Source organism: Variovorax paradoxus (genome assembly GCF_009755665.1).
Taxonomy (GTDB): Bacteria; Pseudomonadota; Gammaproteobacteria; order Burkholderiales; family Burkholderiaceae_C; genus Variovorax; species Variovorax paradoxus_G.
In genome coordinates this window covers 4696380-4708269 of record NZ_CP046622.1, presented here as the reverse complement: position 1 = coordinate 4708269, position 11890 = coordinate 4696380, and the positions used below count along the sequence as shown (strand labels likewise).

Here is an 11890-nt window from a genome sequence, read left to right as displayed (position 1 = left end):
CGGCAAAACTGCTACGGCAGAACAGGCCAGGCCCGCTGCGGCTCCCGAATCTGCTCGAACGCACGCGACACGCGCAGCACGCCGAGATCGTCGAAACGCTTCCCGGCAATCTGCAGCCCGATCGGCAGTCCGCTCGCCGAGTACCCGCAGTTCACTGAAGACGCCGGCTGCTCCGACATGTTGAACGGGACAGTGAAACCGATGTGCTCCAGCGGCCGCAGTGGGTCGTTGGTCGGTGAGGGCGCTTCCGCGGCCGCGGGCATGTTGGGCGACACCGGCGAGATCACATAGTCGAACCGTGCACAGGCCTGCACCGCCGCCACGCGCGTTGCATGGAACTGGCTGAAGCCGCGGAACACATGTTCGCCGCTGAACTCGGCCGCGCTCTCGGCCCACTCGCGAATGTAGGGCAGCACCTTGGCGCGCTGGTCGGCGCGCAGGGCCTTCATGTCCACCAGCGAGCGCATGCGCCACAAATGGTCCATGCCGTCGAGCATGGCCTGCGACATGAAAGGCTGCATGGTTTCGACAATGGCTCCGGCCTTCTCGAACAGGCGGGCCGCACGCTCGACCGCCGCTTCGATCTCGGGCTCCACTGCCAGGCCGCAGCCCGCGTCGAGCAGCAGCCCGATGCGCAGCCCGCGCAAGTGGTCGGGCGTGACATCGAAGCTTGCCCAATCGATGTCTTGCGGCGGCAGGCTCATGCTGTCGCGCGCATCGGGCTTGGAGAGCACCTGCATCATCAGCGCGGCATCGGCCACGCTGCGGGTCATGGGGCCCGCGGCGCGCCCCATGTATGGTGGATCGATGGGAATGCGGCCCAGGCTCGGCTTCAGCGTGAAGATGCCGCACCAGCTTGCGGGCAGCCGCAGTGAGCCGCCGATGTCGGTGCCGATGTGCAGCGGGCCGTAGCCCGCGGCAGCCGCTGCGCCTGCGCCCGCGCTGGAGCCGCCCGGAGTCTTGCTCAGGTCCCACGGATTGCGCGCCAGCTTGTGAAAGCTCGAAAGCCCCGAAGACAGCATGCCGTAGTCCGGCATCGTGGTTTTGCTGACGATCACCGCGCCGGCTTCCTTCAGCCGCGCGGCCGGCGGTGCATCGGCGGTGGCAGGCTTCAAGTCGACGGCGGCGGTGCCCGCCGGCATCGGGTCGCCGCGCGTGGCGATGTTTTCCTTGATGGTGGCGGGAACGCCGTCGAGCGGGCTCAGCGCTTCGCCGCGCTGCCAGCGCGCTTCCGAAGCGCGCGCCTGTTCGAGCGCGGCTTCTGGCCTGAAGAGCCAGGTGGCCTGCAGCTTCGATTCCCAGCGCTCGATGTGCGCGATGACGGCCTGCGTCACCTCGACCGGCGACAGCCGCTTGTCGCGGTAGGCGGCGGAGAGCTCCTGGGCGGAAAGGTCGTTCAATGCAGAGGAAGGAGAAGACACGTCCGTGCTCATCCCCACGACAGCGCCGACAGGTCGTTCACGAAGATCGGGTTTTCCTTCCAGAGGCCCTTGACGTTCTTCTTCGCGATGGTCGGGAACTGCGGCTGATACAGGAAGCCGTTGGCCGCATCGGCGGCCAGCATCTTCTGCGCCTCGCCGAGCAGTTTGCCGCGTTCGGCCGCATTGCCCGTGGACTTGATCTTGTCGAACAGCGTGTTGAAGGCCTTCGACTGGTAGCCCCAGTAGTAGTCGGCCTTGGCGTAGTTGCCGAGGTCGAAGGGTTCCACGTGCGACACGATCGACAGGTCGTAGTCCTTGTTGCCGTAGGTGCCGCTGAGCCACTGGGCCCACTCGACGTTCTGCACCTTCACGGTGATGCCGATCTTGGCCAGCTGGGCCACGATCACTTCGCCGCCCTGGCGCGCATAGGGCGGCGGCGGCAGAGTCATGGTGAGTTCGAGCGGCGTCTTCACGCCGGCTTCGGCGAGCAGCTTCTTCGCTTTCTCCACGTCGAACGGGTTGACGGCGGTGGTGTCGACATAGCCGGCGGCGCCCGGCACATAGTGGCTGCCGATCGGCACGCCGAAGCCGTCCGCCGCGCCTTCGATCACGGCCTTGCGGTCGATGGCCGCGAGGATCGCGCGGCGCACGCGCACGTCGTCCAGCGGCTTCTTCTTGTTGTTGATCGAAAGAATGGTCTTGGCGCGCGAGCCGGCCAGGATGGTCTGGAACTGAGGGTTGTTCTTGAACTGCGGCACCACGCGCGTGCCGATGCGCGTGAACACATCGACATCGCCTGCCAGCAGCGATGCAGCCTGCGCGGCGGCATCGGCAATGAAGCGGAACGTGACCTTGTTGATCTTCGCGTTGCCGGGGCTGCGAAAGCCGTCCCACTTGCTCAGCGTGATCGACGAGCCCTTGGCCCAGTTGTCGAGCTTGTAGGGGCCGGTGCCCACCGGCTTGGTGGCATTGGTGTCGGCGCTCTTGGGCTCGACGATCACCGCCGTGGCCTGGCCCAGCACAAAGGGCAGGTCGGGGTCGATTTCCTTGTTGATGATGACCACGGTGTAGTCGTCGACCACCTGCGTGCTCAGGTTTGCGAAGGTGCGCTTGTCCTTGTTGGTGCTCTTCTCGCCGCCCGCGCGGTCGAAGGCGAACTTCACGGTGTTGGCGTTGAAGGGCTCGCCGTTCTGGTACTTGACGCCGCGCTTGAGCTTGAAGGTGTAGGTCTTCAGGTCGGGCGAGACTTCCCAGCTCTCGGCCAGCAGAGGCGTGACGTTGCCGTCGACGTTGATCTTGGTGAGCGTCTCGAGGATGTTGTAGTGCACCACTTCCCCAATCGCGGCCGCGGCACCCGCAGTGGGGTCGAGCCCCGGCGGCTCCAGCGCCATGCCGATCACGATGGCGTCCTTCCGACCCTGCGCCATGCCGGCGACAGGAGTGGCCAGGGCAACGGTGGCGCCGGCGGTGGCAAGGAGGGTGCGACGATTCAGCATACGGTGTGATCTCCGGAAAAACTGGGTGTGCGATTCGGCTGCTTCAACGCGCACGGCGCCCCGAATGGAGGCGCCGCGGCGCGGAGTAGGAGCACGCAGCACGAAAGATGCCACGCGCGCAGCCAAAGTCATTCTCTCGCAGCGGGCGCATTGCTGCTTGCCTGCGAGGGCGGTTTTTCCTCCGGACGTACCCGGATGCGGGTTCAGCGCCATCGGAGGGCGGCGCCGTCGCCGCCGCGACGACCCGACTGGTGCGCCTTTCCTCAGGCGGCCAGCAGCGTGCCGCCCGCGGGCGTGCGCGGCACCGCATCGAGCAGGGTGCGCGTGTACGGATGCTGCGCGTTGCTGAAAAGCTCGCCGGGCGGGCCTTGCTCGACGATCTTGCCCTTCCACACCACGCAGACCTCGTCGCACAGGTGGTTCACCACCGCGAGGTCGTGGCTGATGAGCAGGTAGCTGATGCCGAACTGCTGCTGCAGGTCCTGCATGAGGTTGAGCACCTGGGCCTGCACGGACACGTCGAGCGCGCTCACGGGCTCGTCGGCCACGATGAGCTTGGGGCGCGTGATGAGCGCGCGCGCAATCGCGATGCGCTGGCGCTGCCCGCCCGAAAATTCGTGCGGGTATTTGTCCATGTCGGTGGTGCGCAGGCCCACGGCGGCCAGCGCCTCGGAGGCACGCTCGCGCTGCACGGTGCGGCTGGTTTCGGCCAGCGCTTCGAGCGGCTCGGCCACGATTCGCGCCACCGTCTGGCGTGGATCTAGCGAGCCGTAAGGGTCCTGGAACACCATCTGGAAGTCGCGCCGCGCTGTGCGCAGTTCGCCGCGGGGCAGCTGGTGCAGGTCGCGGCCCAGCATGCGCACGCTGCCCGAGGTGGGTGTGTCGAGCGCCATCACCAGGCGTGCGATGGTCGACTTGCCCGAGCCCGATTCGCCCACGATGCCCAGGCTGCGGCCGGTCTCGACCTTGAAGCTGACGCCGTTAAGCGCCTTGACGAGCGGCGGCGGGCCGAAGAGCTTTTCGCGCGGCAGGGCGTAGTGGCGCACGAGGTCGGTCACCTCGAGCAGGGGCTGGTTGCTGATCGGCTGACTCATGATGCGAGGGCGCCTTCCGCGGCAATCTCTTCGAGCCGAATGCATCGCACCGCGTGGTCGTGCGGCAGCATCGTGGGCGCAGGCTTGGTCGCATGGCACGCGTCGACGGTGTACTTGCATCGGCCCGCAAAAGGGCAGCCCTGCGGCAGGTCGATCAATTCGGGCACGCTGCCGCGGATGGTCGCCAGGCGGATGCCGCGTGGCGCGCCAAGCGCCGGCCGCGCCGCAAACAGCCCCTGCGTGTACGGATGCGCGCGCTCGGCGAACACAGTTTCGGTCGGGCCGCTCTCGACCACGCTGCCGCCGTACATCACCAGCATCTTCGAGACGCTCTGGGCAATCACGCCAAGGTCGTGCGAGATCAGGATCAAGGCCATGCCGCGCTCGGCGACCAGGCCCTGGATGAGTTCGAGAATCTGCTTCTGGATGGTGACGTCGAGCGCGGTGGTGGGCTCGTCGGCAATGAGCAGGTCGGGGCCGCAGGCCAGCGCCATGGCAATGCCGATGCGCTGGCGTTGCCCGCCCGAAAACTGGTGCGGATAGGCATCGAGCCGCGAAGCCGCATCGGGAATGCCCACGCGCTCCAGCAATGCGAGCACCTCCTTGCGCGCATCGGCGCCTGTGAGCCCGCGGTGCAGGCGCAGCGGTTCGCCGACCTGTCGCGCAATCGTGTGCACCGGGTTCAGTGCCGTCATCGGCTCCTGGAAGATCATGCCGATGCGGTTGCCGCGAATCTGGCACATGGCTTTTTCGCCCAGGCCCACGAGCTCGGTGCCGTCGAAGCGGATGCTCCCGCTGACTTTTGCGGTGGCGGGCAGCAGGCCCATGAGCGACTGCACCGTGATCGATTTGCCGCAGCCCGATTCGCCCACGATGCCCAGTGTTTCGCCGCGCTCGAGCGTGAAGCCGATGCCGCGCACGGCCTCGGCGGGGCCGCGCTGCGTTTGCAGCTCGACGTGCAGGTCTTTTACTTCGAGAAGAGGCATGGCTTTAACGCGCCCTCGCCAGGCGCGGGTCGAGCAGGTCGCGCAGGCCGTCGCCCAGCAGGTTGAGCCCCAGCACCGCCAGCGCGATGGCCATGCCCGGAAACACCGCGAGCAAGGGCGACTGGAACATCATGGTCTGCGCCTCGTTGAGCATGCGGCCCCAGGAGGCCTGCGGCGGTTGCGTGCCCAGGCCAAGGTAGGAGAGGGCGGCCTCGGCGAGGATGGCTATCGCAAAGCGGATGGTGATCTGCACGATCAGCACGGCCGAGATGTTGGGCAGCACATGCTGCATGGTGATGGCGAACGAACCCTTGCCGCAGGCGCGCGCCGCCGCCACGTATTCGCGCGACCAGATGGCGTTGGCCGATGCGCGCGTGATGCGCGCGAACGTCGGAATGTTGTAGATGCCAATTGCGATGATCGCGTTGACGATGCCCGCGCCGAACACGGCCGTCATCATGATGGCCGACAGGATGGCCGGGAAGGCGAGCGAGAAGTCGGTGAGCCGCATGATGGCTTCTTCGACCCAGCCGCGCCGCGCCGCGGCCAAGAGGCCCAGCGCCGTGCCGACGACAAGGCCGATGCCCACGGCAATCATGCCCACCAGGATGGACGCTCGCGCGCCCACCAGAAGCAGCGAGGCGACGTCGCGCCCATAGGTGTCGGTGCCCAGCCAGTGCGCGCCGGAGGGCGGCTTGAGCTTGTTGGGCATGTCCATCTCGTAGGGCGACCACGGCGTCCACACCAGCGAGACGACGGCGGCCAGCAGCAGGAGCAGCGTGAGCACGCCGCCGAGCACGAAGCTGCGGTGCCGCAGCGCGCGGCGCCAGAAGCCGGGAACCTTGAGCGCCGCTGCGCTTGGAACGGGTACAGCGCTCATATGTCGCTCGCCTTGATGCGCGGGTCGATCACGGCGTAGAGCACGTCGACCACGAAATTCACGATGACCACCAGGGCCGCGAGCAGCATCACGCAGTTGCGCACCACGATCAGGTCGCGGTTGCCGATGGCTTCGAAGATCAGCCGGCCGAGGCCGGGAAGGTAGAACACTTTTTCGATCACGATGGTGCCGGCCAGCAGTTCGGAAAACTGCATGCCCATGACCGTGACCACCGGAATCATCGCGTTGCGCAGCACATGGGTCCAGAGCACCGCGCGCTGCGAAACGCCCTTGGCGCGCGCCGTGCGAACGAAGTCTTCGCGCATCACTTCGAGCACCGCCGAACGCGTAATGCGCGCGAGGATGGCCGCCTGCACCACGGCCAGCGACAGGGCCGGCAACAGCAGCGACTTGATGCCCGCGAAGACTCCCTCGCCCCAGCCCTCGAAGCCGCCCGCCGAGAACCACTGCAGCTGAACGGAGAACACCAAAATGAGCAGGATCGCGAACCAGAAATTGGGAATGGCGATGCCCACCTGCGTGAGGCCCATCAGGCCGACGTCGCCGAGCTTGTTGTGGCGCGCTGCGGCGGTAACGCCCACAAGCAGCGCGAGCACCGTCGTCAGCGCCATCGCGAGCAGCGCCAAAGGCACGGTGAGCGCGAGCCGTTCCAGGACGAGGTCGAGCACCGGGGTGCTGTAGGCATAGCTGTCGCCCAGGTTGCCGGTCAGGAGGCCCGCAATCCACTGCCAGTAGCGGGTCCAGGCGGGCTGGTCGAGGCCGAGCTTGGCGGCCAGCGCGGCCACTGCTTCCGGTGCCGCATCGGGGCCCATGAGCAACTGCGCGGCGTTGCCGGGCAGGATCTCCAGGACAAGAAACACTATGACCGAGGCGCCGATCAGCGTGGCGATCAGCGTGGCGAGGCGCTTGAGAATAAACAGGCTCATGGGGCGGGGCGCAGCATAACCCGACTCCTGCAACAAGCGTGCCTTGTTCGCGATAATCGGGTATGGCCCTCATGATCACCGACGAATGCATCAACTGCGATGTCTGCGAGCCCGAGTGCCCGAACGATGCGATCTACATGGGCGCGGAATTCTACGAAATCGATCCGCACAAGTGCACCGAATGCGTGGGCCATTTCGACGAGCCCCAGTGCGTGCAGGTGTGCCCGGTGGCGTGCATCCCCATCCATCCGGAGCACGTGGAAAGCCGCGAGACGCTGTGGCAGAAGTTCGAGCGGCTTGCCGCGGCCAAGGCAGCAGCCGCGGCTGTGGAGCCGCGGCCGCCAGTGCCTTCAGCCGGCGTCTGAGCCGGACGACGGCTTTCGCTTTTTCGTGCTGCCCGCGCCATCCGGCGGCGAGGCTGGTTTCCCGGCAGATGCGCCACTGAAGCGCGTGCTCGACTTGTGCGGCTCGGAGGCGAGTTTTCGGGCGCGTGCCTGCGCGAGTTGTTCGGAAGACGCGAGCTTTCGCTCGGCGACGGCGGCCTGCCGGGCCTCGTGGGCGGAACGGCGATCGCGCTCGTAGGCTTCTTTTTCCTGCGACAGGCGAATGCGTTCGAGCTGATCGGCGCGAACCTCGGCCTTGTGCGTGGCGGCCTCCGAGGCGCGGCGGTCCGCATCGGTGCGCAGGTCGTCAACCTTCACCGGTTTTCCGCCCTCGCAGGGCCGGTCGGTGTAGGTGTTGCCGCAGCGGTAGGTTTCGGACCTTCCTTGTGCCGCGGCGGGTAGCCAGACAAAACTCGATGCTATTAAAACTATAGCTGCGCCCGTTTTCCCGGTCTGGGTGGCTCTTCTGCTTCTTCTCATTTTTATTTCTCTCCCTTTTTCTCTCCCGCGCTCTCGTTGCCGGCTGACTAGGTGGCGGCGGGCGTGCCTCCGTCGCCGGGCTCTCGCCGCGGCGGTTTGGGCCGGGGCGGTTTGCTCGTGTGAATGATCAAGGTCGCCTTTTCCATCTCGCCCGCCACCAGGGCAGGGGCCGCATGCAGCGTGCGCACGATGGCGTCTTGGATGGCTTCGCGCTGTTCCTTCAGCGGCTTCTTCAGCACCCAGTTGATCACCTCCGACTTCACGCCGGGATGGCCGATGCCCAGGCGCAGGCGCCAGTAGTCGCCCGTGCCCAGCTGCGCATGGATGTCGCGCAGGCCGTTGTGGCCTGCATGGCTGCCACCGAACTTGAGCTTGGCCTGGCCGGGCACCACGTCGAGTTCGTCGTGCACCACGAGAATTTCTTCGGGTGCAATCTTGAAGAAGCGCGCGAGCGCGCCCACCGACTTGCCCGACAGGTTCATGAAGGTTTGGGGCTCGAGCAGCCACACGCTCTGCCCGCCGATGTTCGCGCGCGCCGCAAGGCCGTGATAGCTGCGCTCGGGCACTAGGTTGAGCTTCCAGTCGCGTGCGAGCGCGTCGATCCACCAGAAGCCCGCGTTGTGCCGTGTGGCTTCGTATTCAGGCCCGGGATTACCGAGGCCGACAAACAGCTTGATCATGAGGGAATTATCTCGCCGCCCCAAAAGCAAAAGGCCCGCACGAAGCGGGCCTTTTGCAGGGTGCGGGAAGAATTACTTCTTCGCAGCGGGCTTTGCCGTCTTGGCGGCAGGCTTGCCACCGGCAGCTGCGGCGCCTTCGGCAGGTGCTGCGCCTTCAGCGGCAGGTGCCGGCTCTTCGGCGACCAGCGGAGGCACGGCCGACACGATGACGGGGTTCAGCTTGCCGTGGCTCACGAACTTCACGCCCTTGGGCAGCTTGATGTCGCTCACGTGCAGCGTGGCGTTCTTCTTGAGGCTGGAGAGGTCGACCTCGATGAACTCGGGCAGGTCGCTCGGCAGGCAGCTCACTTCGAGCTCGTTCATCACGTGCGTCACCAGGTTGTGGTCGAGCTTGACGGCGTCGGACTCTTCTTCACCCTTGAAGTGAAGCGGCACCTTCATGTGCAGGCGGGTCTTGGCATCGACGCGCTGGAAGTCGATGTGTTGCACCAGCTGGCGGAATGGGTGGTACTGCACGTCGCGCAGCAGCACTTTGCTGGTGGCGCCGCCGAGTTCCATTTCGAGGATCGAGGCGTGGAAGGCTTCCTTCTTGAGGGCGTGCCACAACGCGTTGTGATCGAGCTCGATCAGCTGGGGCTTGCCTTCACCACCATAGACGATACCGGGCGTCTTGCCCGAGATGCGGAGACGGCGGCTCGCACCCGTGCCCTGCTTGGCGCGCTCAAAAGCGACGAATTTCATAACAACTCCTGTGAGAGTCCACCGCGACCAGTGCGACTCCGGTTCAACAAGGGCGCCGTTCCGACAAAGGAGGTGGCGCCCGCTTTTTGCTCAGAACAGGTTGTCCTGGTCCGAGAACAAACTCATGACCGACTCGCCCTTGGCAATGCGCTGGATCGTTTCGGCGATCAGCGGTGCCACGGAGAGTTGGCGGATCTTTCCGCACGCCAGGGCGCCGTCGGAGAGAGGAATGGTGTTGGTCACCACCACTTCGTCCAGCGCGGAGTGGGTGATGCGTTCGATGGCCGGGCCCGAGAAGATCGGGTGCGTGCAATAGGCGTAGACGCTTTTTGCGCCGCGTTCCTTGAGCACTTCGGCCGCTTTGACCAGCGTGCCGGCCGTGTCGATCATGTCGTCCATGATCACGCAGTTGCGGCCATCGATTTCGCCGATCACGTTCATGACCTCGCTCACGTTGGCCTTCGGGCGGCGCTTGTCGATGATGGCGAGGTCGCAATTCAGCTGCTTGGCCAAGGCGCGCGCGCGCACCACACCGCCCACGTCGGGCGACACGACGATCAGGTCTTCGTAGTTCCGCTGGCGCAGGTCGCCCAGCAGCACCGGCGACGCATAGATGTTGTCGACCGGAATATCGAAGAAGCCCTGGATCTGGTCGGCGTGCAGGTCCATGGTGAGCACGCGCTCGACACCCACGGTTTCCAGCAGGTTGGCCACAACCTTGGCCGAGATCGGCACCCGGCTGGAGCGCGGGCGGCGGTCTTGGCGGGCATAGCCGTAATAGGGAATCACGGCGCTGATCCGCTCGGCCGAGGCGCGCTTGAGCGCGTCGACCATGATGAGCAGTTCCATGAGGTTTTCGTTAGTCGGTGCGCAGGTGGACTGCACCACGAACACATCGCGCGCCCGGACGTTCTGGTTGATCTCGACGGTGACTTCGCCGTCGGAGAAGCGGCCAACGCGCGCGGCACCCAGCGAGGTACCGAGGTTTTGCGCGATTTCTGCGGCGAGGCCAGGATTGGCATTGCCGGTGAAAACCATGAAATCAGGGTGATTAGCCTGCATGAGCGCGTCCCGGCAGTCGAATGGCTTTTAGGAAGCCGCCAAAGAGTTTGAGTCGTGGTGGCGGCCCGGAGGCCGCCGATTATTGCAGCGGGTAGGCTGCAAAAGAAGCACTGCGGCCCGTGGGCCGCAGTCTGAAAGCGCTGCGGCGGTGAGACCGCAGCCTGAAGAGATTTGGCAGGGGAGAAAGGATTCGAACCTTTGCATGCTGGAATCAAAATCCAGTGCCTTAACCAACTTGGCGACTCCCCTACACGGGTCGATGGTTTTCACCACAAACCGATATATGTCGCATCGGACCCATCACGATCCGATTATCTTCAGGTCGCCCATCCCCAAAGTGGATGAACGGCCATGTTGCTGCATTGACGAACCTGCCAGCCCGCGGGGGCTTCGGTCAGTTCCGCTTCTTGCGGCCCTTGCGGCAATTTCGCGAATACCGAACTTCCGGAGCCGGTCATCCGGGCCTTCAATCCTTGGGCGCCGAGCCATTCGATGGCTTCGGTGACTGCAGGGCAAAGCCGTTGGGCAACCGGCTGCAGGTCGTTGTGGCCGAAGTCGAAAACCTTGAAAGCGCTGCTTTCCTGGTTTGGAGCTTCAAGCTGTTCGCTATCTGCAGCAAAGCCCGAGATTATAGCAGCAGGAGTGGCGCGTTGAAGGTCCGGCGCAGAAAAAATTAAGCGCGTGTCGAGTCCCTCGGGTGGCTTGGCCACAACGAAACGTGCCGCAGGCACATTCACGGGAGTAATTTTCTCGCCGATTCCCTCGACCCAGGCATTGCGGCCCCCAAGGAAAAACGGCACGTCGGCACCCAGTTTCACGCCTATTTCGGCCAGACGCGCCAGCGGCAGATTCAGGTTCCAGAGGCGGTTGAGCGCCAGTAGACACGTTGCAGCGTCCGAAGAGCCTCCGCCCATGCCGGCCTGCGCCGGAACCTGCTTGGCAACGCCGATATGGGCCCCCTGGCCCGGGCTGGCATGCACCTGCAGCGCCCGCGCCGCACGCAGCACCAGGTCGTCGGGCGGCAACTCGGTCGTCAGGTCTTCGCGGCTGAGTTGGCCATCGCGCCGTAGTTCGACGTGCAGTGTGTCGCACCAGTCGATCAGCATGAAGACCGACTGCAGCAGGTGGTAGCCGTCTTCGCGCCGGCCGGTGATGTGCAGGAAGAGGTTGAGCTTGGCCGGTGCGGGAAGGTCGTAGATTGCCTTCATGACCGTTCGAACACGATGCGCAGGTCGGCCGTGGGCCCCGGGTTCTCGCGCGTGGCCTGCAGGCGGCCGTTCGCGACCTGCGCCAAGTCGGGGCGCCAGCCGGGAACGCGGTCGTCGCGGCCCGCGAGCCAGCCGAAGAGCGCGCCGACGGGTATTGCGGCACCGGTGGCGGCTTCGATCAGTGCGTCGACCGACTCGTAGCGCCGGACTTCGCTGCCGTTCTTGAGCAGGGCCTCGCCAGGCGACCAGTGCAGTTGGGCCAGGGTGCTGCCGATGGGGCTCGTGAGCGACAGCTCACCCGCTTCAGGGGAGCCGCGCAATTCGAACAGGGCGGAGAAGGTCTGCACCGGCTGGCTGTCGATGCGCAGCGACATGCGGCCGCTCCATATGTCCGTGCCTTGAGGCCGCACGCCGCCGGAGAGCTGCGCGCAGCCGGCCGTGACCAGAAGCGCCGCGACGCCCGCCGCCAGCAAACCCCTGCGGCCGCCCTGAAGATCCGCCGCGAACATTGC

General features: G+C 65.6%; 13 protein-coding genes and 1 tRNA gene. 1 reads left to right on the top strand and 13 read right to left on the bottom strand.

Features of this window, described 5'->3' with window-relative positions:
- Positions 1 to 11 precede the first annotated feature (11 nt).
- The 6 genes from GOQ09_RS21950 to GOQ09_RS21925 form a co-directional block, all read right to left on the bottom strand.
- Positions 12 to 1433, bottom strand: a complete 1422-nt coding sequence (locus tag GOQ09_RS21950; RefSeq protein ID WP_157615682.1) for an amidase — start codon at positions 1431 to 1433, stop codon at positions 12 to 14.
- Positions 1430 to 2917 (bottom strand): ABC transporter substrate-binding protein, encoded by a 1488-nt coding sequence (locus GOQ09_RS21945; protein ID WP_157615680.1) that lies wholly within the window; start codon positions 2915 to 2917, stop codon positions 1430 to 1432. Before GOQ09_RS21945 ends, GOQ09_RS21950 begins: the two co-directional genes overlap by 4 nt.
- Before the next feature lie 263 nt (positions 2918 to 3180).
- On the bottom strand, positions 3181 to 4011 hold the full coding sequence (locus GOQ09_RS21940; RefSeq protein ID WP_157615678.1) for an ATP-binding cassette domain-containing protein: 831 nt from the start codon (positions 4009 to 4011) through the stop codon (positions 3181 to 3183).
- On the bottom strand, positions 4008 to 4997 hold the full coding sequence (locus GOQ09_RS21935) for an ABC transporter ATP-binding protein (protein ID WP_157615676.1): 990 nt from the start codon (positions 4995 to 4997) through the stop codon (positions 4008 to 4010). The genes GOQ09_RS21940 and GOQ09_RS21935 overlap by 4 nt, the downstream gene beginning before the upstream one ends.
- Positions 4998 to 5001: 4 nt before the next feature.
- On the bottom strand, positions 5002 to 5877 hold the full coding sequence (locus tag GOQ09_RS21930) for an ABC transporter permease (protein WP_157615674.1): 876 nt from the start codon (positions 5875 to 5877) through the stop codon (positions 5002 to 5004).
- The gene (locus tag GOQ09_RS21925; RefSeq protein ID WP_157615672.1) at positions 5874 to 6824 is read right to left on the bottom strand and encodes an ABC transporter permease; all 951 of its coding nucleotides are present in this window, start codon (positions 6822 to 6824) and stop codon (positions 5874 to 5876) included. Before GOQ09_RS21925 ends, GOQ09_RS21930 begins: the two co-directional genes overlap by 4 nt.
- A gap of 62 nt (positions 6825 to 6886) precedes the next feature.
- On the opposite strand from GOQ09_RS21925, the gene GOQ09_RS21920 reads away from it, so the two are divergent.
- The gene (locus GOQ09_RS21920; protein WP_157615670.1) at positions 6887 to 7189 is read left to right on the top strand and encodes a YfhL family 4Fe-4S dicluster ferredoxin; all 303 of its coding nucleotides are present in this window, start codon (positions 6887 to 6889) and stop codon (positions 7187 to 7189) included.
- Here GOQ09_RS21920 and GOQ09_RS21915 read toward each other — a convergent pair.
- The 7 genes from GOQ09_RS21915 to GOQ09_RS21885 all read right to left on the bottom strand — a co-directional run bounded on the left by GOQ09_RS21915 (position 7175) and on the right by GOQ09_RS21885 (position 11887).
- On the bottom strand, positions 7175 to 7525 hold the full coding sequence (locus GOQ09_RS21915) for a hypothetical protein (RefSeq protein WP_242630913.1): 351 nt from the start codon (positions 7523 to 7525) through the stop codon (positions 7175 to 7177). The two genes, GOQ09_RS21920 and GOQ09_RS21915, sit on opposite strands and share 15 nt — an antisense overlap.
- A 209-nt stretch (positions 7526 to 7734) precedes the next feature.
- A complete protein-coding gene (pth, locus tag GOQ09_RS21910) occupies positions 7735 to 8367 on the bottom strand; it encodes an aminoacyl-tRNA hydrolase (RefSeq protein ID WP_157615668.1) in 633 nt (210 codons plus the stop codon).
- Positions 8368 to 8439: 72 nt separating this feature from the next.
- Entirely contained in the window at positions 8440 to 9108 is a 669-nt protein-coding gene (locus GOQ09_RS21905) for a 50S ribosomal protein L25/general stress protein Ctc (RefSeq protein WP_157615666.1), read from the bottom strand.
- Between the two features lie 90 nt (positions 9109 to 9198).
- Positions 9199 to 10170, bottom strand: coding sequence for a ribose-phosphate pyrophosphokinase (locus tag GOQ09_RS21900; RefSeq protein ID WP_126747032.1), 972 nt, complete (start codon positions 10168 to 10170; stop codon positions 9199 to 9201).
- Positions 10171 to 10342: 172 nt separating this feature from the next.
- Positions 10343 to 10419 (bottom strand) — tRNA-Gln (locus GOQ09_RS21895).
- Between the two features lie 68 nt (positions 10420 to 10487).
- Positions 10488 to 11378, bottom strand: a complete 891-nt coding sequence (gene ispE / locus GOQ09_RS21890) for a 4-(cytidine 5'-diphospho)-2-C-methyl-D-erythritol kinase (RefSeq protein WP_157615664.1) — start codon at positions 11376 to 11378, stop codon at positions 10488 to 10490.
- The gene (locus tag GOQ09_RS21885) at positions 11375 to 11887 is read right to left on the bottom strand and encodes a lipoprotein insertase outer membrane protein LolB (protein ID WP_157616808.1); all 513 of its coding nucleotides are present in this window, start codon (positions 11885 to 11887) and stop codon (positions 11375 to 11377) included. The genes ispE and GOQ09_RS21885 overlap by 4 nt, the downstream gene beginning before the upstream one ends.
- Positions 11888 to 11890 lie beyond the last annotated feature (3 nt).